This is a genomic window from Blautia sp. CGZ-1-C1, from assembly GCF_056504575.1.
On record NZ_JBWLUT010000009.1, the window covers coordinates 25,248 to 48,495 of the forward strand.

General features: G+C 41.7%; 18 protein-coding genes. 15 read left to right on the forward strand and 3 right to left on the reverse strand.

Annotated elements, in window-relative coordinates; translation table 11 throughout:
- Window positions 1-27 precede the first annotated feature (27 nt).
- From AC058W_RS00555 to AC058W_RS00580, 6 genes are all read left to right on the forward strand, one after another.
- Window positions 28-2,733, forward strand: coding sequence for an NYN domain-containing protein (locus tag AC058W_RS00555; RefSeq protein WP_479389547.1), 2,706 nt, complete (start codon window positions 28-30; stop codon window positions 2,731-2,733).
- A 15-nt stretch (window positions 2,734-2,748) separates the two neighbouring features.
- Entirely contained in the window at window positions 2,749-3,249 is a 501-nt protein-coding gene (gene greA / locus AC058W_RS00560) for a transcription elongation factor GreA (protein WP_117677284.1), read from the forward strand.
- A 342-nt stretch (window positions 3,250-3,591) separates the two neighbouring features.
- Window positions 3,592-5,361: a Na/Pi cotransporter family protein gene (locus tag AC058W_RS00565; protein WP_118587932.1), complete on the forward strand. Its 1,770-nt coding sequence runs from the start codon at window positions 3,592-3,594 to the stop codon at window positions 5,359-5,361.
- A 370-nt stretch (window positions 5,362-5,731) separates the two neighbouring features.
- Entirely contained in the window at window positions 5,732-6,400 is a 669-nt protein-coding gene (locus AC058W_RS00570) for a response regulator transcription factor (RefSeq protein WP_055153383.1), read from the forward strand.
- 33 nt (window positions 6,401-6,433) lie between these two features.
- Window positions 6,434-7,777, forward strand: a complete 1,344-nt coding sequence (locus tag AC058W_RS00575; protein WP_119253747.1) for a sensor histidine kinase — start codon at window positions 6,434-6,436, stop codon at window positions 7,775-7,777.
- Window positions 7,778-8,004: 227 nt separating this feature from the next.
- Window positions 8,005-9,273 (forward strand): ABC transporter substrate-binding protein, encoded by a 1,269-nt coding sequence (locus AC058W_RS00580; RefSeq protein ID WP_479389548.1) that lies wholly within the window; start codon window positions 8,005-8,007, stop codon window positions 9,271-9,273.
- 40 nt (window positions 9,274-9,313) lie between these two features.
- Here the strand turns inward: AC058W_RS00580 and AC058W_RS00585 are convergent, their stop codons facing one another.
- Window positions 9,314-10,213, reverse strand: coding sequence for an AraC family transcriptional regulator (locus AC058W_RS00585; RefSeq protein WP_055153377.1), 900 nt, complete (start codon window positions 10,211-10,213; stop codon window positions 9,314-9,316).
- A gap of 262 nt (window positions 10,214-10,475) precedes the next feature.
- Here AC058W_RS00585 and AC058W_RS00590 point away from each other — a divergent pair, with 262 nt between their 5' ends.
- The 6 genes from AC058W_RS00590 (at window position 10,476) to galE (ending at window position 17,255) form a co-directional block, all read left to right on the forward strand.
- The gene (locus AC058W_RS00590; RefSeq protein WP_055153397.1) at window positions 10,476-11,720 is read left to right on the forward strand and encodes an extracellular solute-binding protein; all 1,245 of its coding nucleotides are present in this window, start codon (window positions 10,476-10,478) and stop codon (window positions 11,718-11,720) included.
- 184 nt (window positions 11,721-11,904) lie between these two features.
- Window positions 11,905-12,810, forward strand: a complete 906-nt coding sequence (locus AC058W_RS00595) for a carbohydrate ABC transporter permease (RefSeq protein ID WP_117677288.1) — start codon at window positions 11,905-11,907, stop codon at window positions 12,808-12,810.
- Window positions 12,811-12,823: 13 nt separating this feature from the next.
- Window positions 12,824-13,702 (forward strand): carbohydrate ABC transporter permease, encoded by an 879-nt coding sequence (locus AC058W_RS00600; RefSeq protein ID WP_019160841.1) that lies wholly within the window; start codon window positions 12,824-12,826, stop codon window positions 13,700-13,702.
- Window positions 13,703-13,860: 158 nt separating this feature from the next.
- Entirely contained in the window at window positions 13,861-14,787 is a 927-nt protein-coding gene (locus AC058W_RS00605) for a sugar phosphate nucleotidyltransferase (protein ID WP_118516996.1), read from the forward strand.
- Window positions 14,788-14,791: 4 nt separating this feature from the next.
- The gene (locus AC058W_RS00610) at window positions 14,792-15,886 is read left to right on the forward strand and encodes an aminoglycoside phosphotransferase family protein (RefSeq protein WP_182430664.1); all 1,095 of its coding nucleotides are present in this window, start codon (window positions 14,792-14,794) and stop codon (window positions 15,884-15,886) included.
- A gap of 352 nt (window positions 15,887-16,238) precedes the next feature.
- The gene (gene galE / locus AC058W_RS00615; protein ID WP_117677289.1) at window positions 16,239-17,255 is read left to right on the forward strand and encodes a UDP-glucose 4-epimerase GalE; all 1,017 of its coding nucleotides are present in this window, start codon (window positions 16,239-16,241) and stop codon (window positions 17,253-17,255) included.
- A gap of 120 nt (window positions 17,256-17,375) precedes the next feature.
- On the opposite strand, the gene AC058W_RS00620 is transcribed toward galE, so the two are convergent.
- Window positions 17,376-17,615, reverse strand: a complete 240-nt coding sequence (locus AC058W_RS00620; RefSeq protein WP_117677290.1) for a hypothetical protein — start codon at window positions 17,613-17,615, stop codon at window positions 17,376-17,378.
- 476 nt (window positions 17,616-18,091) lie between these two features.
- Here AC058W_RS00620 and AC058W_RS00625 point away from each other — a divergent pair, with 476 nt between their 5' ends.
- The 3 genes from AC058W_RS00625 to AC058W_RS00635 all read left to right on the forward strand — a co-directional run bounded on the left by AC058W_RS00625 (window position 18,092) and on the right by AC058W_RS00635 (window position 22,023).
- A complete protein-coding gene (locus AC058W_RS00625; RefSeq protein ID WP_117846094.1) occupies window positions 18,092-18,895 on the forward strand; it encodes a carbon-nitrogen hydrolase family protein in 804 nt (267 codons plus the stop codon).
- Window positions 18,896-19,022: 127 nt separating this feature from the next.
- Window positions 19,023-21,125, forward strand: a complete 2,103-nt coding sequence (locus AC058W_RS00630) for a hypothetical protein (RefSeq protein ID WP_479389549.1) — start codon at window positions 19,023-19,025, stop codon at window positions 21,123-21,125.
- A 148-nt stretch (window positions 21,126-21,273) separates the two neighbouring features.
- Window positions 21,274-22,023: a glycerophosphodiester phosphodiesterase gene (locus tag AC058W_RS00635; RefSeq protein ID WP_479389550.1), complete on the forward strand. Its 750-nt coding sequence runs from the start codon at window positions 21,274-21,276 to the stop codon at window positions 22,021-22,023.
- A 222-nt stretch (window positions 22,024-22,245) separates the two neighbouring features.
- On the opposite strand, the gene AC058W_RS00640 is transcribed toward AC058W_RS00635, so the two are convergent.
- On the reverse strand, window positions 22,246-23,248 hold a 1,003-nt coding region (locus AC058W_RS00640), incomplete at its 5' end, for a DUF1846 domain-containing protein (RefSeq protein WP_479389551.1).

Below are 23,248 nucleotides of genomic sequence, written 5' to 3' on the forward strand. Positions count from 1 at the left end.
AAAGAAAAAGGAGCTTTTAAATATACTATGGAGAAACTTGTCATTGGTATCCTTGCCCACGTAGATGCAGGTAAGACTACGTTGTCGGAGGGAATTTTATATTTAACGGGAAAGATTCGTAAGCTGGGTCGGGTGGATCATAAGGATGCTTATCTGGACACCTATAACCTGGAGCGGGAGCGCGGGATCACGATTTTTTCCAAACAGGCGGAGTTTGAACTGGGGAACAGGGGGATAACTTTGCTGGATACACCGGGACATGTGGATTTCTCAGCGGAGATGGAGAGAACACTGCAGGTTCTGGATTATGCTATTCTTGTGATCAATGGTGCAGATGGCGTGCAGGGACATACCATGACATTGTGGAGACTTCTGGCGAGATACCAGATCCCGACATTTCTGTTTATCAATAAAATGGACCAGGACGGAACTGATAAAGAGAAACTTCTGGCAGAATTAAAGAAGCGATTAAGTGATAATTGCGTTGATTTCACCTGGGAAAAATCAGATTTGCAGTCTCAGTTTCTGGAAGATATTTCTGTCTGTGATGAGGAACTGCTTGAAAAATATCTGGAAACAGAGGAAATATCAACATCAGATATCCAAAAAGTGATCAGGGAGCGAAAACTTTTCCCATGTTTCTTTGGCTCTGCTCTGAAAATGACAGGTGTAGAAGAATTCCTTCATGGGCTGGAAAAATACTGCGAGACACCGACATATCCGTCTGAGTTTGGCGCAAAAGTATTCAAAATTGCCAGAGACGATCAGGGCAACCGTTTAAGCTATATGAAAATCACCGGAGGAATATTGAAGGTAAAGGAACTTCTGACAGATACAGAGAAAGCGGATCAGATCCGTATCTATTCCGGTGCGAAATTTGAGCTTGCAAAGGAGGCACCTGCAGGAACTATCTGTGCAGTGACAGGTCTTTCCCAGACACATCCAGGACAGGGATTTGGAATAGAGCAGGAATCCGAGATGCCGGTTCTGGAACCTGTTCTTAACTACAGAATTCTGCTTCCCGAGGACTGTGATGTTCACCAGATGCTTAAGAAACTCAAAGAGCTGGAAGAGGAGGAACCGGAGCTTCATATTGTATGGAATGAACAGCTTGGAGAAATCCATGCCATGCTGATGGGTGAGGTTCAGATTGAGATATTAAAACATCTGATCTGGGAGCGTTTCCATGTAGCAGTAGAGTTTGGAACAGGAAATATCGTATATAAAGAAACGATTTCAGAGCCGGTAGAAGGTGTAGGTCATTTTGAGCCGCTGCGTCATTATGCAGAAGTACACTTGCTTCTGGAACCGGGAGAACCGGGAAGCGGTCTGCAGTTTTTTACTGCATGCAGTGAGGATGTGCTGGACCGTAACTGGCAGCGTCTGATTCTGACTCATCTGGAAGAAAGGGAGCACCCGGGAGTATTAACCGGTTCTCCCATCACAGATATGCAGATCACACTGATTACAGGACGCGCCCATCTGAAGCACACAGAGGGAGGCGATTTCCGGCAGGCGACGTACAGGGCTGTGCGTCAGGGATTAAAGAAAGCAAAGAGCGTTCTGCTTGAGCCATATTATGAGTTCAGACTTGAGATTCCGGGAGATATGATCGGGCGTGCTATGACTGACATTCAGAAAATGAATGGAACTTTCCAGCAGCCGGAAGCAGATGAGGATGATATGATGGTTCTGAAAGGCAGTGCACCTGTATCAATGATGCGAGATTATCAGACACAGGTAACCTCCTATACAAAGGGACGTGGCAGATTATTCTGTTCATTGAAGGGCTATGCACCATGTCAGAATCAGGATGAGATTGTAGCGGAGATTGGATATGATTCCGAACGTGACATGGACAATCCCACAGGTTCTGTATTCTGTGCTCATGGAGCAGGATTTGTGGTGCCATGGTATGAAGTAGAGGATTATATGCACTTAGAAGGGGTTGACGAGTCTGAGCTGGGAAGTACCATACCGGATAGTGAAGAAAGTATAGCAGGAAACAGGAATAGTAACAATCAGACAGATTCGGGTTATCGTCCACCCAGGAATGCCGGCGTAGGAAGCTATGAGGATGAGGAAGAACTGAAAGCTATTTTTGAGCGCACATTCGGGCCAGTCAAGCGTTACAAAGAACCACAGTTTAAGAGAACATTTTCTTCAAAATCCGACAGCGGAAGCTATTACCGCAACAGTTCTTCTGCTAAGAAGAAAGAAAAAGAATATCTCCTTGTAGATGGTTACAACATCATCTATGCCTGGGAAGATTTAAAAGAACTGGCAGATGCAAATCTCCATGCAGCCCAGACAAAACTGATGGATATCCTGAGCAACTATCAGGGCTTTAAGAAATGTACGTTAATTCTTGTATTTGACGCTTATAAGATAGAAGGCCATGCAGAGGAAGTGATCACTTATCATAACATCCATGTAGTCTACACCAAAGAAGCTGAGACAGCGGATCAATACATTGAGAAAACGGTTCATAAGATTGGCCGGGAAAATCAGGTAACGGTAGCAACATCCGATGGACTGGAGCAGATCATCATCATGGGACAGGGTGCCCACCGTATGTCTGCCAGAGGTCTTCGGGATGAAATAAAAGCTACAGAAAATCAGATCCGCCAGCAATGGCATGAGAAACGTCAGAGCAGTAAGAATTATCTGATTGACAATATTTCTGATGAGATGGCACAATATATGAAAGAGAAACGACTTGAAAAACAGTAAAAGGGAGATGCAGTCATGAGAGAAAAGCTTACACAGAAGGATGTTGAGAAAATTCAGCAGGAGATCGACCACCGCAAGCTGGTTGTACGAAAAGAGGCAATAGAAGCTGTAAAGGAAGCCAGAGCCCAGGGGGATCTGAGTGAGAATTTTGAGTATTATGCGGCTAAGAAGCATAAGAATCAGAATGAAAGCCGTATCCGTTATCTTGAGAATATGCTGAAAACAGCGACCATTGTTTCTGATGATTCCAAAGACGATGAAGTTGGAATGGACGATATTGTAGAGGTATATTTCGAGGAAGACGATGAGATTGAGAAATATAAACTGGTAACTTCCATAAGAGGAAACTCCATGGAAAACCGCATCAGCATTGAATCTCCCATTGGTATGGCATTAAAAGGTCATAAGGTTGGAGACAGAGTGGAAGTAAAGGTAAATGATAATTACAGTTACTTCCTGGAAATCCGTTCTATTGATAAGACCGGTTCCGAAGATGAAGAAATCCGCGGATTCTGATAATAATACTGTCGAAATACAGAATCCAGATTGATAAAAGAACTATTGTAAGAGATGAATACCGGTTAGTGTCATATCTCTTGCAATGGTTCTTTTTATTTTTATATTAACAATGCGGATGGATTTATGGGAACTTTGCATAGAATGAATAGGATGACTGGAAATTTTACATGGATTTAACATTCTCATGGGGATGATTTTACAAAGTATGGTTATGATGAGAAACAAGTCAGGGATATGTATCACAAAAAACATATATATACCTGCACATGTCTGAGACTGCCAGCAGATGGCAGAAAGTAAATAACCGTATACTTATGAAAAGGGAAAAGGAGAATAATCATGGATTTATTCAGTATATTAACATTGATCGGAGGCCTTGCATTATTTTTGTATGGTATGAATGCAATGGGAGATGGTCTTGCGAAGGTTTCCGGCGGAAAGCTGGAGAAGATTCTTGAAAATCTTACTTCAAATCCGATAAAAGCAGTACTTTTGGGAGCAGGAGTAACAGCAGTGATCCAGTCATCTTCAGCTACGACTGTTATGGTAGTAGGTTTTGTAAATTCAGGGATCATGAAACTATCACAGGCAGTAGGAGTGATCATGGGTGCCAATATCGGTACCACGATCACTTCCTGGATCTTAAGCCTGACAGGAATACAGAGTGACAATTTTATCATTCAGATGTTTAAACCAACATCATTTTCCCCTGTGCTTGCGATCGTTGGTGTGATTTTCATTCTGTTTATCAATGATTCAAAGAAGAAAGATATCGGAACAATTTTTATTGGTTTTGCAATCCTGATGTACGGTATGGATATGATGAGTTCTGCTGTAAAACCCCTTGCAGAAGTACCGGAATTTACAAATCTGTTACTTAAATTCTCAAATCCGTTGTTAGGTGTTATAGCAGGTGCTCTTCTTACAGCAGTAATCCAGTCCTCTTCTGCATCCGTAGGTATTCTGCAGGCTTTGTGTCTTACAGGTGCAGTACCATTCAGTGCAGCAATCCCGATCATTATGGGACAGAACATCGGAACCTGTATTACTGCGATCCTTTCTGCAATCGGAGCTAAGAAGAATGCAAAACGTGCAGCTGCAGTACATCTGTATTTCAACCTGATCGGTACAGTTATCTTTATGACTGTTTTCTATCTTATAAATGCAGTTGTTGGATTTTCTTTCTTCCATCAGGCTGCAACACCGGCAGGAATTGCTGTTATCCACAGTGTATTTAATGTTACTGCAACGATCATTCTTCTTCCTTTTGCAAAGGGGCTGGAGAAACTTGCTTGTCTTACGATCCGGGACAAAAAAGAGGATGTTGTTGTTTCGGCAGAGGACAGAGAATTTATGATCCTGGAACCACGTTTCCTGGAGAAACCGGCATTTGCAGTGGAGCAGAGCCGCAATGCAGCAAGAAAAATGGCAGAAGAATCCCACAATGCACTGTTTACAGCGCTGAGTCTGGTGGACAAATACAGTGAAGAAGGCGTAGAACGTGTGGAAAACATGGAATCCAAGGTTGATCGCTATGAAGATGAACTGGGAACTTATCTGGTGAAGCTGAGCCACAAAGATATTTCAGAAGCAGACAGTCACAGCCTTTCCATTATGCTTCACTGTATCGGGGATTTTGAACGTATTTCTGACCATGCTGTAAATATTATGGAATCAGCACAGGAGCTTTATGAAAAAGGACTGAAGTTTTCCGAAAATGCAAAGAAAGATCTGGAAGTGCTGGGACAGGCAGTAGAAGATATCGTAAATACGGCATATGAAGTTTTTGACAAACAGGATATGAAACTTGCGGAGAAAATTGAACCGCTGGAAGAAGTGATTGATGAACTTTCCAAAGAAGTGAAACGTCGTCATGTACAGAGACTGAGAAACGGTGAATGTACAATAGAGATGGGATTTATCCTTTCAGACATTACAACCTGTCTGGAACGTGTGGCAGACCATTGTTCCAATATTGGAGTCTGTGTGACGCAGGTGAATGAAGATCTGTATGATACTCACAGTCATCTGAATATTGTCAAGAGCCATCCGGACGAAACATTTTATCATGAACTGGAAGACGCACGAATCAAATATCAGCTTTCATAAAAATAAACAGATGGATGATGGTTACTGTACACATGCCATTATCCCGCGAGGTGTTTTGGCATGAATATGCCAAAATCCCGAGACATACAAGCCAAAATTCCATTGCCGCAGGCAATTTGGAATGAATTTTGGCAACGTTACTGAGAACGAAGTGAACAGTAACGGATGATGTTATTTGCATGATCAGGAAATCCGGGCACTCTGAAGTATCTGAGAGATATTTCAGAGAAAATGGCCGGATTTTTGCTTTAAAGAAATGAAGCAGATGCCGGATATCTACTTGTACAGGGATAAAAAAATAAGTATACTGAAAAAAGAAATACACTTGTGACGATAAAACAGGTGATAAATAAAGGGGAGGTAAAGCAGAATGATCTATTGTGTAGAAGATGAGCGGAATATCAGGGAGCTTCTTATTTATACACTGGAAACAACAGGATTTAAAGCCAGGGGTTTTGGCAATGGCAATGAACTGATGAAAGCACTGAAAGAAGAGATACCGGAGCTGATCCTGCTGGATATCATGCTTCCGGGAGATGATGGCTATACCATTCTGGAACAGCTGAAAAGTATGCCATCTGTAAAGGATGTGCCGGTGATTATGGTTACTGCAAAAGAAGCGGAATTTGACAAAGTAAAAGGTTTGGAAGGCGGAGCCGATGATTACATTACCAAGCCTTTCGGTATGATGGAATTTGTTGCCAGAGTAAAAGCAGTTCTCAGACGAAGTACCCGTCAGAATGAAGACAGGGAACTGCATTACGACGAGCTTTATCTGAATGTAGGACGTCATGAGGTGCGTTACCGGGAAGAAAAGATCGATCTTACCCGAAAAGAATTTGAACTTCTTCAGTATCTGCTGGAAAATAAAGGACTTGTTATGACAAGAAATCAGATTCTTTGTCATGTATGGGGATATGATTTTGACGGTGAAACCAGAACTGTGGATGTCCATGTGAGAACCCTGCGCCAGAAACTTGGCGAGGCAGGAAATCTGATCGAAACGATCCGGGGTGTGGGATACAGGATCGGTGCATAACAGATAAAACAGACGAAAAACAGGAGTGGAAAAATGAAGCATAAAATATTCAGTCACACCAGTTTACTTATTATCTTATCCGTAGTACTTACATTCCTGGCAGCAGGAACTGTCATGTATAACAGATATGATATTTATATGAAGCAAGGTGTCAGAGACGAAGCTGCATACATTAAAACAGGACTGGAAGAAGATGGAAGGGACTTTCTTACAGATAAGATAGGGGATGCCACCAGCAGCCGCATCACTCTTCTGGGAAAAGATGGTGATGTGTTGTTTGACAGCATTGAGAATCCTTCTGAAATGGAAAACCACAGCAACAGACCAGAGTTTATTGAAGCTGAGAAAAAGGGATTCGGTGAAATGGTCAGATATTCTGATACCCTGTCAAAACAGACTTTCTATTATGCGATAAAATTAAAAGATGATCAGGTTCTTCGTGTGGCCAGGACCACAGACAGTCTTTTGATGACTATGTTATCCAGTTTTCTACTGCTTGGAGGACTGGTATGTGTGATCTTTGTGATCGAGTTTTTTCTGGTACAGAACCAGACACAAAAGCTCATCGAACCGATTAATCAGATTAATCTGGAAAAGCCGCTGGACAATGTCTGTTATGAAGAACTGAGGCCGTTACTGTTTCGGCTGGATCAGCAGAACCGGCAGATCAAGAAACAAATGGAAGATCTGAAGAACGCAGAGAGTGCAAGAAAAGAATTTACCGCAAATGTTTCTCATGAATTAAAAACGCCGTTAATGTCCATTTCCGGATATGCTGAGCTTATGATGAATGGAATGGTACCGCCGGACAAGATACAGGATTTTTCCGGCAGGATTTTTCATGAGTCCGAGCGTTTATCCAATCTGGTTGCAGATATTATTCAGCTTTCCAGACTGGATGAGAAGAACGGAGAAACTATGTTTGAACAGGTTGATATCGGAGAACTTGGGGAAGATGTGATAAACAATCTGCAGAACAGGGCAGCAAAGAAAAAGATTAATCTGGAATATACAGGCGAATCTGCACAGATGCAGGGGGTACGCCATGTACTATATGAAATGTTCTACAATATTACAGATAATGCTATCCGCTATACTCAGGATGGTGGAGACGTAAAGGTTTTTGTGGGAAAACTTAATGGGAAACCGTACTTTCGTGTGGAAGATAACGGAATAGGTATTCCGGAAAGCGAACAGCAGAGAATCTTCGAGCGTTTTTACAGAGTGGACAAGAGTCATTCACGTGAAACCGGAGGTACAGGCCTGGGGCTTTCTATTGTAAAACACGGCGCGGTTTTGCATCATGCGAAGATTCTTCTGGATAGTGAGCCGGGTAAGGGAACGAAGATGGAAATCCTGTTTGATCAAACTAAGTAAGTCTCCTGCGGAGCAGTTATTCGTTGTAGAGCCTTTTTCAAACACACTCTAGAGCCTGCGTAGTGAAACGGATGATTTTGTCTGGTGTTGAAAAGAGGGTGAACAGTATTCGACATGGTTGTTAGAAATGTATAAATTTTGGGGATTGACAGACAAGTGATTATTGGAGAAAATAAAATCAGACAGTTATCCATGTAAAAGCAGGTACAATGGAGGGTATTTTCAGTATGGAAAAATGGAGAAGCATTGCAGTGGGTATGAGTTGTTTGTCAATGCTGTTTACAGCAGGAGCAACTACTGTATCAGCGTCAGATGAGATTACAGAAATCCCGGAACAGAGTATTGTATACTGGTCTATGTGGGAAGAAGATGAACCACAGGCAGATGTGATAAAAGAAGCAGCCCAGGCTTATGAAGAAGCTACAGGTATTTCTGTAGAGATTCAGTGGAAAGGCAGAGGAATCCAGTCGCTGATAGGTCCTGCACTGGATGCCGGAGAGCAGATAGATCTTTTTGATGACGATTACCAGAGAATGGCACAGGAACATAAAGAGTATCTGGCAGAATTAGAAGAAATGGCAGATACCGTAGACTATGAGAACCACATTATGCCGGTATTGTTGGAACAGGTAGAGGGCTGGGGAAATGGAAAACTTCTTGCCATGCCTTATCAGCCATATATTGCAGGCGTGTGGTACAATAAAGACTTGTGGGAAGAGGCGGGGCTTACAGAACAGGATATTCCCGATACATGGGAGAAACTGATCAGAGTATGTCGCAAGATCAAAAACAGTGACAGTGGTTTAAGTGCAATGACCTGTGATGAAGAATACGTAAATCTACTTTATGGATATCAGCTTGCCAGATATCTTGGACAGGAGAAAGTGCAGCAGTTGATCCGTAACTGCACCTGGTTGCAGATACCTGAGGCAAAGCAGGCTGCCGCAGATATCCGAACACTGTTTTTTGCCGGATATATGAGTGAGATTGCACCGGCGCAGCATCCGGATGGACAGAATGAGGTTGGTGATGGAGAGGCAATCATGGTGGTTCAGGGTTCCTGGGTTCCAAATGAGGTGACAGAGGCCACCGGTACTGATGATTCATGGGGATTTTTCCCCTGGCCAGCTGTGAAGAATGGAGCAGATGGTACCGAAGGGGTTATGATAGGCGCACAGGGATTTGGTGTGACAAAAGACTCTCAGATGAAGCAGGAAGCCTTTGATTTTGCATATTCTATCTGTACTGGTGAGACAGATATGAAAATGACAGAAGCAGTAAATTCTATTCCGGCAGATGCGGACAATACTCAGTGGCCGCAGATGCTGGCAGATGCAGTTCCATATGTGGAAGAAATGTCCAAGCCGTACATGTGGGCTGCAGGTCTGGAGTCAGATACGGATTATAAAGAACAGATACAAAGCGAACTTCTGAAGCTTACAAGATTAGAAGAAACATCGGATGAATTTATAGAGAATCTCAGCAGTATGAAATAAGAAAAAGGCTGTTCGATATTATGAAAATACTGGTCTGGTATTACTGGCGCTCTCGTTCTGAGAGCGCCTTTATTGATGTAATATATTCTGTAGGTGTCATTCCGGAAATTTTTTTAAACTGTCTGGAAAAGTAATGGATGGAAGAGTATCCCAGAAATTCCGAAATCTGTGTAAAGTTCATCTGGTTCTCGCGGATCAGCTGTCTGGCATAGGCAATCTTTAAACGGGAAAAGAAATCCATGGCGCCGCACTGATGTTGTTCCTGAAATATTTTCTGAAGCTGGGAGCGTCCGATCATATTGTCATGGCACAGATCGTAGAGTGTAATATTTTCCCGGATGTGGTCCTCCATATAAGCAATGACACGTTTATAGACAGCGGAATTATTTTTCAGATTCACAAATTGGCTGACAGGTACAGTCATGGGAGGAGAAGAATTTCTCCGGATCATATAGATCAGCATCTGTTCAAGATAAATTCGGATCAGCTGCTGAGAACCAAACAAAAAATCTTCTTTCTTTTCCATCTTTTCTGTATAAGGGTCATCCAGAGGGGTTTTGATACAGCGGCGGGCCTCAGCGATCAGCATTCCCATGAGATTTCTTTCAGAATCAGAAAGTTTCAGCAATTTTTTCTCAAAGAATTTCATACATGGAGAATCGCATTCAAAAGAAACTACCACAATATTAGGAGCGGTATTTCCTATGGCAATAAGGTTATGAAATTCATTTGGTCTGTGAAAGATGAGCTGCCCACTTGTCAGATGGTAGATACCGTTATCTGTTTCTATTTCCGCCTTTCCCTTATCTACACATTGAAATTCCCAGAAATTATGGCGTTCTCCTGCAAAGTGAAAATCACTTTTGTATTCAAAATAGTGGATTGTATAAATTCGGTCAATATGAATATCTTCTTCCAGATACATACTCTCAAAAGCCATTACTGACACCTCCTTCTTGCTGTCAGAAATCTGCAATATGGTTGTTGTGTACAAGTATACAACAAAAACAGATGAAAAACCAGTTGAAAATGAATTTTTGTACAAAAGAAATGGACGTTTGTGCAAATACTATTTGTGCAAAAATGATAAAATAAGAACTACCAAAAGAAATAATTGTTGAAAATCAACAAAAGAGCGAAAAGAGAGAAAAAAGAAGAAGACAAAATGTCAAAACCGACAAAGGAGGAAAAAGGTTATGGGTATGAAGAAAAAGATGCTTAGTGCAACATTATGTGCGGTTATGGTTGGTTCACTTGCAGCACCGGCTTTCACTGTTCAGGCAGCTGATGACACATTAGTTTACTGGTCAATGTGGGAAGCTACAGAGCCACAGGGTCAGGTAATTCAGGAAGCAGTTGACGCTTATACAGAGCAGACAGGAGTTAAGGTAGACCTTCAGTTTAAGGGACGTACCGGAAACCGTGAAGCACTTCAGCCTGCACTGGACGGCGGCACACAGATTGATATTTTTGACGAAGATATTGACCGTGTAAACGGAATGTACGGTAAATATCTTTTGGATCTGGAAGACCTTGCGAAAGACAATGACTATGAAGCAACTGCAAATGCAGGTCTGATGGCAGCATGCCGTGATGCTGGTGGCGGCACATTAAAAACAATTCCATATCAGCCAAACGTATTTGCTTTCTTCTATAACAAAGATCTGTTTGAGCAGGCAGGAATTACAGAAGAACCGAAGACATGGGATGAATTCAAAGATGTATGCCAGAAATTAAAAGATGCAGGAATCACACCAATGACTATGGATGATGCCTATGCAACATGTGTGATCGGATATCATCTTGCAAGACTGGTTGGCGAAGATAAAGTAAAAGAGATCGTAACTGAAGGTAAATGGGATGATCCTGCAGTTCTTCAGATGGCACAGGATATCGAAGAACTTGCATCTAACGGATATTATTCAGAGATGGTTGGTTCCAACGTATGGCCTGCAGGTCAGAACACAGAGCTTGCACTTGGAACAGCTGCAATGTATCTGAATGGCTCCTGGTTACCAAACGAAGTAAAAGAGATGGCAGGCCCTGACTTCCACTGGGGATGCTTCGCATATCCGGCACTTACAGACGGAGCAAACGGAATCGAAACAAACAATTTCGGCGCACAGGTATTTGGTGTCAACAAAGATACAAAGCTTGCAAAAGAAGCATTTGATCTGATCACATTCATTACAAAAGGTGAATACGACCAGAAACTTGCTGATGAAACTGTAGGTATTCCGGCTGATACAACAAACACAGAGTGGCCGGCAATGGTTGAGTGCGCAAAACCTGTGATCGAGCAGAGCACAAACCGCTTCACATGGGCATGTGGTGTAGAATCCAATGTAGATATGACTCCGGTTATCAAAGAAAACTTCATCAAATTAATGGCAGGTTCCATTACAGCAGATGAATTTGTTTCCACTATGCAGGACGCAGCGAAATAAATAAAGAATTTATAGAGATGGTGGCATCGTATCTACGCTGCCACCATCTGTCTTTTTGAAACCGACAGACATGAGGAAGTAGTAATTTACGAAGTAAATCAGCGGATTCCGAATGGCTGGAGGATTGCGGGAGCGAAGCGTAGCAATCCGTAGATATGGTATTACTTACAGAGGAGGTATTTGTTTGAAGAAAAATAAAACGATGATTGTTGTATTTCTGACTCCGGCAGTTCTGCTGTTTCTGGGAATCTTTCTTTATCCGATTATCAGAACAGTGATCATGAGCTTTTTCAAGATTGACGGAGTTACAGATTCCATGGATTTATGGAAATTTGTAGGGTTCGGAAACTATACAAAGCTGATGAGTACCAGCTTATTTAAGACTTCATTTTTTAACCTGTTTCGTATCTGGCTGATCGGCGGTCTGGTGGTAATGAGTCTGTCTCTTTTATTTGCAGTTATCCTTACCAGCGGAATCAGAGGAAAGAAATTTTTCCGCGCGATCATTTATATGCCAAATATCGTCAGTGCAGTAGCACTTGCAACTATGTGGCTGCAGTATGTATACAGTCCAAGATATGGTCTGCTGAAAGATCTTTTTACGGCATTACATCTGGACAATCTGGCAAAGATCCAGTTCCTGGATAATGACCATAAATTCTGGGCACTGTTGTTTGCATATTGTTTCGGAATGGTTGGATACCATATGCTGATCTGGCTCAGCGGTATTGAGCGTATCAGCCCTGAATATTATGAGGCGGCAACCATTGACGGAGCGACAAAACCTGCGCAGTTCCGCTATATGACACTTCCATTGTTAAAGGGAGTATTTAAGACCAACATTACCATGTGGTCTGTAAGCAGTGTAGGTTTTTTTGTATGGTCACAGCTTTTCTCCACAGTAACTGCAGATACACAGACAATTACCCCTTATGTTTATATGTACATGCAGATTTTCGGCGGCGGTAATACAGTTACAGAACGAAATGCAGGTCTGGGAGCTGCCATCGGTGTACTGCTCAGTGTCTGCGTAGTCGTTGTATTTACAATCTGTAACAAAGTGATCAAAGATGATGATCTGGAATTCTAAGGAGGGATGAGAAATGGCAAAAGAAAAAGAGGCACGCAGACCCTTTAATCTGAAAAAAGAAGTCAAACTCCTGCCGGGATACATCATCCTGCTGCTCTGGGTAATCTTTACCATTGCGCTTCTGGGCTGGGTATTCGGGGCGAGTTTTTCCACAACAGCAGAAATTTTCCAGGGAAAAGCTCTGAAGTTTGAGTCCGGATTACATTTTGAAAACTATGCAAAAGCATGGAACGGTGCCGGAGTCGCAGGATTCTTCGGAAACTCTCTGATCTATTCGGTGATTTCCTGCACAATTCTGATTCTGGTGTGCGCACCTGCAGCTTATGTACTGTCCAGATTTGATTTTATTGCAAATAAATTCATCCAGACCAGCTTCGTATCTGCCATGGGTGTTCCGGCGATCATGGTTGTTCTTCCCCTTTTCAGCATTATTTCCGGTATGGGAATCCTGAATAATGTGGCAGCAGGAAGAACGGTATTGATCATATTGTATGTGGGAATTAACGTACCTTATACGACTATTTTCCTGCTTACATTTTTCAGCAATATATCCAGAACCTATGAGGAAGCGGCAGCAATCGATGGATGCCCTCCCATGCGTACTTTCTGGAAAATCATGTTCCCAATGGCACAGTCAGGAATCGTAACAGTGACAATCTTTAACTTTATTAATATCTGGAACGAGTATTTCCTGTCCTTGATCTTCGCAAGTTCGGATAAGCTGAAACCTGTTGCACCCGGACTTTATGGAATGATCAACTCCATGAAATATACAGGTGACTGGGCCGGAATGTTTGCAGCGGTGATCATTGTATTCCTGCCGACATTTATTTTGTATATTTTCCTGTCTGAGAAGATCATCGGTGGTGTTACCGGTGGTATTAAGGGATAATAATAGAGAATAGAAGTGCAGTAATGATTGGTGCGATTGCGAAAGATATTATGTAACACGTTTTGACCTCAAAATCATAGTATGATAAGATGAATGTAAAAAAGTTACCAGACAATCTGAGAGTAACGAAAACATTTAAAGAAAAGAGGAAAAAAATCATGAAGAAACCAGTATTAGTAGTTATGGCAGCAGGTATGGGAAGCCGTTACGGCGGTCTGAAACAGATCGATCCGGTGGATAAAGAGGGACACATCATCATGGATTTCTCCATTTATGATGCAGTAAAAGCCGGATTCCGGAAAGTAGTGTTTATTATTAAGAAAGAAAATGAAGCTGATTTCAGAAGTGCGATTGGTGACCGTCTCAGCAACCAGCTAGAAGTATCTTATGTTTTCCAGGATCTTCACAATATTCCGGAAGGCTATGAAGTACCGGAAGGACGTGTGAAACCATGGGGAACCGGACATGCAGTATTAAGCTGCATCAATGAAATCGACGGACCATTCGTTGTGATTAATGCAGATGATTATTACGGAAGCCATGCATTTAAGATGGCGTATGATTTCCTGACAGAGAATGAAGATACCGCGGATACTTACAGATATATGATGGTCGGCTATAAACTGGAAAATACTTTGACAGAGAATGGCCATGTGGCAAGAGGTGTGTGCGTGACAGACGAAGAAGGACATCTTCTTAAGATCAACGAGCGTACCCATATCGAAAAGCATGACGGCGGCACAGCTTATACAGAAGATGATGGAAAAACATGGACTATGCTTCCGGAAGGCAGTACAGTATCCATGAATATGTGGGGATTTTCCGCAAGTATCCTGAAAGAGCTGAAAGACAGATTCCCCAGATTCCTGGATGAGAATCTGAAAGTAAACCCGCTGAAATGTGAATATTTCCTGCCATTTGTAGTAGATGAACTTCTCGGTGAGAAGAGAGCAACTGTAAAAGTTCTGAAATCTATGGATAAATGGTATGGCGTAACTTACAAAGAAGATAAACCTGTGGTAGTAGCTGCCATTCAGAATTTAAAAGATGGAGGGCTGTATCCACAGAAATTATGGGAGGAATAATTGAGTGGAAATTAACCGGGAAATAAAGAATATTACCAGTGCATTTGTTCTGGAAGATAATCTGACAGAATGTGTTCCTTATGGAAGTGGACATATCAATGACACTTACCGTCTGACTTATGATACAGGCAAACATTATATTCTTCAGAAAATGAACAAGAGTATTTTTACCAAACCTGTGGAACTGATGGAGAATGTCAGCGGTGTTACTGCCTGGCTGAAGAAAAAGATCCAGGAAAACGGTGGAGATGTGGAGAGAGAGACTCTGAATCTTGTGATGACAAAGGATGGACTTCCTTATTATGTAGATGAGAACGGGGAATACTGGAGAGTATATTTGTTCATTGAAAATGCCACATGCTATGATATGGTAAAAGATGAGGAAGATTTTTACCAGAGTGCAGTTGCTTTTGGACATTTTCAGAGGCTGCTTGCAGACTATCCGGCAGAAACTCTTCATGAGACCATCGTAAATTTTCATAATACGGTGGACAGGCTGGATAAGTTTAAAATTGCTGTGGAGAAAGATGTATGTCACAGGGCAGCAGATGTGGAAAAAGAGATTCAGTTTGTGCTGGACCGCACAGAACTGGCACATGTCCTGTGCGATATGCAGGATCAGGGAAAACTGCCGTTACGTGTTACACATAATGATACCAAGCTGAATAACATTATGATTGATAATGCAACGGGAAAAGCCATCTGTGTGATTGATCTTGATACTGTAATGCCGGGACTTTCCGTGAATGATTTCGGTGATTCTATCCGCTTTGGCGCAAGTACCGGAGCAGAGGATGAGAAAGACCTGACGAAGGTGTCCTGTGATCTTCACCTTTATGAAGTTTATGTCAAGGGATTCATCGAAGGCTGCGGCGGTGCGCTGACTGAGACAGAACTGGATATGCTTCCCATGGGAGCAATTCTTATGACCTTTGAATGTGGAATGCGTTTCCTCACAGACTATCTGGAAGGAGATCATTATTTCAAGATTCACAGAGAGGGACATAATCTGGATCGTTGCAGAACACAGTTTAAACTGGTGAAAGACATGGAAGAAAAACTTTCCCGGATGAAAGAGATTGTAAATAAGTATAAATAGGTATAAATAGGTATAAAAAAACGTACATGTCCATAAAGACTTGTGTTTATGAACTGGTTCGGATAGAATTATCCTGCGGGGATATGAGAGAAATCATATTTTCGCAGGATTTTCTACAATACATGACGTGCCAGGCAACGGTATTTTACAGTTCTGAATATAGGGTGCTGTAAAATACAGAGGTAAATTTTGCAGATGTGAAACAGGATATCGCAGAATTTTATAGATTACACTCAGAATTATCAAGGATATTTCTGATGCTGTGAATTAATATAGGTATTGTTGAAAGAGAAAAAACAGAAATTGCAAAAAACAGGTATTGTAGCAGGAAGACAGGTTAGGAGGAATTATTATGGCAATTTTAGTTACAGGCGGAGCAGGTTACATTGGAAGCCATACAGTTGTAGAATTGCAGAACGCAGGATATGATGTTGTAGTTCTGGATAACTTAAGTAATGCAAGTGAGAAATCTCTGGAAAGAGTATCCAGGATTACAGGCAAACCAGTGAAATTCTACAAAGCAGATATCCTGGACCGTGATGCTTTAAATGAAATTTTTGATAAAGAAGAGATTGACTCCTGCATTCATTTCGCAGGTCTGAAAGCAGTAGGAGAATCTGTTGCAAAGCCTTGGGAATATTATGAGAACAATATCGCCGGAACATTAACACTGGTAGATGTGATGAGAAAGCATAATGTAAAGAATATTATTTTCTCCTCCTCTGCAACTGTATACGGAGATCCGGCAATCATCCCGATTACAGAAGAATGCCCGAAAGGACAGTGTACAAACCCATACGGATGGACAAAATCCATGCTGGAACAGATTCTGACAGATATTCAGAAAGCAGACCCGGAATGGAATGTAGTTCTTCTTCGTTACTTCAACCCGATCGGTGCTCATAAGAGCGGAACAATCGGTGAGAATCCAAACGGTATCCCGAACAACCTGATGCCATATATCACACAGGTTGCAGTTGGAAAACTGAAAGAGCTGGGTGTATTTGGAAATGACTATGATACTCCGGACGGAACTGGTGTCAGAGATTATATCCACGTAGTTGACCTTGCAAAAGGACATGTAAAAGCTCTTAAGAAAATCGAAGACAACTCCGGTTTAAGCATTTACAACCTTGGTACAGGAAAAGGATACAGCGTTCTTGATATCGTGAAGAACTTTGAAGCTGCTACAGGTGTTAAGATTCCATATGTAATCAAAGCACGTCGCCCAGGTGATATCGCAACATGCTATTCCGATGCTTCCAAAGCAGAAAAAGAACTTGGCTGGAAAGCAGAGAACGGAATCAAAGAAATGTGCGCAGATTCCTGGAGATGGCAGTCCAATAACCCGAATGGTTATGATGAATAATAAATAATACAAAGTATAAACAGCCCCCAGACATGGAAAAAAGTACATGTCTGGGGGCTGTTATTTTAAATTCTGTAATTGTTTAGTACCGTTCACAGTTAGTAGCCTGCCGAATAGTTACTAAATTTCGATGTTAAGTTCTTTCATTAGTTCTTCCTGAGAGATAAATTCATGGCAGTCGGGATTATGTTCTATTTCTTTTAGCATTGCTAAATCAGTTTCATCAGGTTCTGTATCTTCAATGTTTGCGAATAAATCAGGAGCTGTAAAGTGATTTTGAATAATGCGCCAGAAAATATCGGCGTCTTTATCGCTCATAATAGATACAGCACCTATAATACGTTCTTTTGTTGCAGTCATAAAATCACACTCCTTTATAAATCTGTCCACGATTTCCAATAGCCTTGATAAATATAATGCTATCAATATAGTCAAAAATCACACGATAATCACCGATACGCAATCGATATCCACTGGCACCCTGTAATGTTTTTATATCTCATTGAGGAATCTTGGATATGGCATTGATGATACGTTTTTGAGTTATGGAATCCTGCTTTTTTAAAAACTTAAGGGCCTGCTTTGAATATTTAATTTCCAGATATATCACTCCTTTACGAAATTATTTTTATGTCAATTCTTTATCTTTCGTAAAGCAGAAATAAATTCTGGTGTTTTTACTATATCATATAAAAAAAACAGAAGCAACTTTATAGAGTATGATTGTAAGAGTATTTTTTTACTGATATAGTAGATATGTAAAAATTGATTCTTGTAGAACTGCACAGCCGATAGACTGTAGATAACTGATTTACCATAGAAAGGACAGAGCAAATATGAAAGTAGCAGCCATTCAGATGCCAACAGTAGAAGATAAAACAGAAAATATTCGTACAGCAGGGAAATATATAGAAAAGATAAAAACAGAATCTCCGGATTTTGTAGTTCTTCCGGAAATGTTCTGCTGTCCATATCAGACAGAAAATTTCCCGGTTTATGCCGAAAAAGAAGGCGGCCCATCCTGGCAGGCAATGTCTGATTATGCCAGAGAATATCAGATTTATCTCATCGCAGGTTCGATGCCGGAAATAGATGAAGCTGGAAATGTTTTCAATACGTCCTATATTTTTGATCGAAATGGAAACCAGATCGGGAAACACAGAAAAGCGCATCTTTTTGACATTAATGTAAAAAATGGACAGTATTTTAAAGAATCAGATACCCTTACACCAGGCAATCACGCCACCGTATTTGATACAGAATTTGGAAAAATGGGAGTTATGATCTGCTATGATATCCGCTTCCCGGAATTTGCCCGGAGGATGGTACTGCTGGGGGCAAAGATGATCTTCGTTCCGGCAGCCTTTAATATGACGACGGGACCGGCACACTGGGAACTGACTTTTCGCGCAAGAGCACTGGATAATCAGATTTATATGCTTGGATGTGCGCCTTCCAGGAACGTACAGGCGGGATATATTTCATGGGGACATTCCATTGTGACAGATCCGTGGGGACAGGTCAGAAATCAGTTAGATGAAAAAGAAGGAATTTTAATAGAAGAAATTGATCTGGAATGGGAAGAACAGATCAGAGAACAGCTTCCTCTATTAACGCATAGAAGAATAGAATTATATTAATTTTAATCCAGATCAGAACACATTTTTTTCGCAGACTGCCCATAATTCAAACACATTTATCAGATATAGTAATACCATCAACAAAAGAAAACAAAGAGAGTATAAAAATATAAAGAGAGGTATCACTATGAAGTATAAACATCTGGCAATGATTATGGGAGTTATGATCACAGCAACATCCGTGGGTTCTACAGCAACAGCATTTGCAGCAGACAGTAAAACAGAAAGCACCAAAGAAGCAGGTGACACTGCAGAAGATACGACTAATTCATCTGACGAGAATACAGATAAAGACAGCAAGAAAGAAACAGATGAAAATGAAATTCTGGGAGAAGTGAAATCTGTAGCGGATGGAAAAATCACAATTGCAGTAGGAACCAGAAAAGAAATGGAACAGCCGGGAGAAGCACCTGAGAAACCAGAAGACGGTGATGCAAAACCAGAAAATGGGAAAGAGTCTGATGATGGAACTGATGAATCTGCTGATGTAGATGAAACAGCAAACGAAGCAGCAAAAGATACAGAGACAAAAGATAAAACTTCTGATACGAAAGAAGATACAGCAGAAAATTTAGATAAAGATTCAGTCAAAGATAATCAGGGAGCACCAGATGGCGAAGCTCCATCTATGTTAGATCTTACAGGCGAAGAACAGGAAATTACAGTCACCGATAGTACTATAATTACAAAACAGACCATGGATGGAGGCCAGGGAGCACCTGATGGTAATGCTCCGGAGAAACCAGATGGAGAAGCTCCAGACGGATCAGGGGCAAATCAGAGCGAGGAGATTACATTAAATGATATCAAAGAGGGAGATGTAGTCTCCATCACATTAGACGATGACGGAAACGCAGCAACCATCACAGTTCAGTCCATGGAAATAGGTGGAGGCCAGGGAGGTCCTGGTGGTCAGGATTCCGGTGTGGACAGTTACGCAGCGGCTAATGAATACAGTTCAGACGAAACAGTTTCCGACACATCCCTGGAGTCCACAGAAACGAATGAGAATGCAGCATTGGTTTCCAACGGCGCAGAAGTTACATTTAACAATGATGCAATCTCCAGAACATCGTCAGACAGTCAGGGCGGTGACAATTCCAGCTTTTATGGTGTAGGTGCAGCAGTCCTTGCCACAGACGGAACTGCTTATGTCAAAGACAGTACGATAACGACTGACAGCAAAGGTGGCGCAGGACTTTTTGCATACGGTGATGGAACGGTATATGCGGCAGATACAGATATCAGCACACAGCAGGATACTTCAGGCGGTATTCATGCAGCTGGCGGCGGAAAACTCTATGCATGGGATCTCAGCGTAGAGACAAACGGTGAATCCTCTGCGGCAATCCGAAGTGACAGAGGCGGCGGAACAATGGTGGTAGATGACGGAACTTATACATCTAACGGAGTAGGATCACCGGCAGTTTACTGCACAGCAGATATCGCTGTCAATAATGCAGAGCTGACAGCAAACGGATCAGAAGCTGTCTGCATTGAAGGATTAAATTCCCTGAGACTCTATAACAGTAACCTGACCGGAAATATGAGTGATGATGATCAGAATGATACAACATGGACGGTCATCCTTTATCAGAGTATGTCCGGTGATTCTGAAGTAGGAAACAGTACTTTCCAGATGGATGGCGGAACGATCACATCCAAAAACGGCGGTTTATTTTACACAACCAATACAGAATGTACGATCGCATTAAAAGATGTCGACATCACATATAATGATGACAGCGAATTCTTCCTGCAGTGCACAGGAAATAATAACCAGCGTGGATGGGGACAGAGCGGATCCAACGGTTCTGACTGTAACTTCACAGCGGACAGTCAGGATATGAAAGGAAATGTAATCTGGGATTCTATCAGTGATCTGGACTTTTATATGACTAATGGAAGCACATTGGAAGGCGCTTTTGTCAATGATGAAACATATGCAGGAAACGGTGGAGACGGCTACTGTAATGTAGTAATCGATAAAGATTCCACATGGACAGTAACCGGTGACAGCAAGATCACTTCTCTGTCAAATGCAGGAACAATTACAGATGCAGACGGTAAAACAGTCTCTGTTGTGGGCACAGATGGAACTACTTATGTAGAAGGTGACAGTGACTATACGATCACAGTAGATTCTTACCAGGACAGCGCAGATACATCTGCCTCCACTTCCATTGATGACTGGTCAGACTATGAGGTAGAAAGACCGGAATCTTTATGATTATTAAATATAGAAAGATAGTAACTATCCAGTATTCTATTATCTCACGAGAGTACTGAACTGTTACGAATCGAGTAGGAGGGAGCTAATCACTCCCTCCTACTCGATTAAGGCATTTTAGAATAATTTTAAGAGAGGCATATAGAAAATGGCAGAGATAAGAAGGAAAAACAGAACAACAAAAGTATGGGCACACAGAGGTGCCAGCGGATACAGACCAGAGAATACCATGGAAGCATTTGAACTTGCCATTAAGCAGGGCGCAGATGGAATCGAACTGGATGTACATACATCAGCAGATGGCGAACTGATCGTTATGCATGATGAGACCGTAGATCGTGTCACAGACAAAACAGGACTGATCAAAGATATGACTCTGGCACAGTTAAAAGAGTTAAAGGTCAGCACAGACGTAGAACCAAATGGGATTTACCGTGTTCCAACTCTGGTAGAAGTATTGGATTTGATGCGCACCACAGATATGATGGTAAATATCGAATTAAAAAACAGCATCTGCTTTTATCCAGGAATGGAAGAGAAGATATTGAAACTGGTAAAAGAAATGCACATGGAAGATCAGCTGATCTACTCCTCATTCAACCATTACAGTCTGATGCAGTTAAAACAATTGGATGATCATGTACAGACAGGTATTCTTTTCAGCGATGGATGGATCAATCCTGCCATGTATGCCAAGAATCTGGGAATCAATGCGGTACATCCTGCTGTTTATCATCTGAAATATCCGCAGTTTATGGAAGAAGTAAAACGTGCAGGATTAAAAATGCACGTCTGGACAGCAAACAAACCAGAACATATCCAGTTAGTAAAAGATGCAGACGCTGAAGCAGTCATTACCAATTATCCGGACAGAGCATTGGAAATTGTAGGAAAATAAATCAGATAATTATCCTCCCAATGTGCTGTGAAGTGCTTTGTATAGAGCGTGTTAAAAAAGTTCCTCTCATTTATATGAATAAATCATATAATCAAAGAGGAACTTTTTGCATATCATTTTATTTTGTATATCAATACTATAAAGTTATTATGCGTGGATGATAAAACTTCTGAAATCGATATTTCAGTATTTATGCATGCGTTGGTAGTATTTTCTGCTTAGTTATTTCTGTGGTTTCTTAGCATGTTCAGATTTCGGTTCACAGGTAAGTTCAACACCCAGCTTACGGAATTCCAGGATATCTACCTGAGAAAGCAATACAGAAGTATGAACCTGGCATCCTTTTAACTTCGGAATCTGCTGAAGAGCCAGTTTCGCATCTTCATTGTCAGCAGCACTGATAGAAAGTGCAATCAGAGTCTCATCAGAATGAAGTCTTGGGTTCTTGCTTCCAAGGTACTCTGTCTTAAGAGTCTGAATCGGTCTTAAAGCCTCCGGAGAAATGACATGTTTGTCATGATCGATTCCGGCAAGCTCTTTCAGGGCATTCAGAATCAGAGCTGAAGATGCACCGAGGAGTTCAGAAGTTTTTCCGGTAATGATACGTCCGTCAGGAAGTTCCATAGCAGCAGCCGGAGCACCGGTTTCTTCCTCACGCTGTAATGCAGCCGGAACAACTTTGCGGTCTTCTATATTGACATGTGCCTGTTTCAGCAGAAGCTCGATCTTATAAACTTCTTCTTCGCGTCCGGTTCCGCGTACCAGATTTTCCATGCTCTTATAATATCTGCGGATGATCTCCTGACGTGCAGCCTCTTTGCAGACCTCATCATCGACGATACAATTTCCTGCCATGTTGACACCCATATCTGTCGGAGATTTGTAAGGGCACTCACCCATGATCTTCTCGAACATAGCCTGAAGAACCGGGAAGACTTCTACATCACGATTGTAGTTAATGGTAGTTTCGCCGTATGCTTCCAGATGGAATGGATCGATCATGTTGACATCGTTTAAATCTGCAGTTGCAGCTTCATAAGCTAAGTTTACCGGATGTTTCAGCGGAATATTCCAGATTGGGAAAGTTTCAAATTTCGCATAGCCTGCTTTGACACCACGTTTGTATTCGTGATAAAGCTGGGAAAGGCAGGTAGCCATTTTTCCGCTTCCTGGTCCCGGGGCAGTAATGACAACCAGTGGTCTTGTTGTTTCGATATAGTCATTC

Excerpts from the sequence above, each read along its gene's own strand:
- AC058W_RS00555 (WP_479389547.1), top strand. The coding sequence starts at position 28 with ATGGAGAAACTTGTCATTGGTATCCTTGCCCACGTAGATGCAGGTAAG.
- greA (WP_117677284.1), top strand. The coding sequence starts at position 2,749 with ATGAGAGAAAAGCTTACACAGAAGGATGTTGAGAAAATTCAGCAGGAG.
- AC058W_RS00565 (WP_118587932.1), top strand. The coding sequence starts at position 3,592 with ATGGATTTATTCAGTATATTAACATTGATCGGAGGCCTTGCATTATTT.
- AC058W_RS00570 (WP_055153383.1), top strand. The coding sequence starts at position 5,732 with ATGATCTATTGTGTAGAAGATGAGCGGAATATCAGGGAGCTTCTTATT.
- AC058W_RS00575 (WP_119253747.1), top strand. The coding sequence starts at position 6,434 with ATGAAGCATAAAATATTCAGTCACACCAGTTTACTTATTATCTTATCC.
- AC058W_RS00580 (WP_479389548.1), top strand. The coding sequence starts at position 8,005 with ATGGAAAAATGGAGAAGCATTGCAGTGGGTATGAGTTGTTTGTCAATG.
- AC058W_RS00585 (WP_055153377.1), bottom strand. The coding sequence starts at position 10,213 with ATGGCTTTTGAGAGTATGTATCTGGAAGAAGATATTCATATTGACCGA.
- AC058W_RS00590 (WP_055153397.1), top strand. The coding sequence starts at position 10,476 with ATGAAGAAAAAGATGCTTAGTGCAACATTATGTGCGGTTATGGTTGGT.
- AC058W_RS00600 (WP_019160841.1), top strand. The coding sequence starts at position 12,824 with ATGGCAAAAGAAAAAGAGGCACGCAGACCCTTTAATCTGAAAAAAGAA.
- AC058W_RS00605 (WP_118516996.1), top strand. The coding sequence starts at position 13,861 with ATGAAGAAACCAGTATTAGTAGTTATGGCAGCAGGTATGGGAAGCCGT.
- galE (WP_117677289.1), top strand. The coding sequence starts at position 16,239 with ATGGCAATTTTAGTTACAGGCGGAGCAGGTTACATTGGAAGCCATACA.
- AC058W_RS00620 (WP_117677290.1), bottom strand. The coding sequence starts at position 17,615 with ATGACTGCAACAAAAGAACGTATTATAGGTGCTGTATCTATTATGAGC.
- AC058W_RS00625 (WP_117846094.1), top strand. The coding sequence starts at position 18,092 with ATGAAAGTAGCAGCCATTCAGATGCCAACAGTAGAAGATAAAACAGAA.
- AC058W_RS00630 (WP_479389549.1), top strand. The coding sequence starts at position 19,023 with ATGAAGTATAAACATCTGGCAATGATTATGGGAGTTATGATCACAGCA.
- AC058W_RS00635 (WP_479389550.1), top strand. The coding sequence starts at position 21,274 with ATGGCAGAGATAAGAAGGAAAAACAGAACAACAAAAGTATGGGCACAC.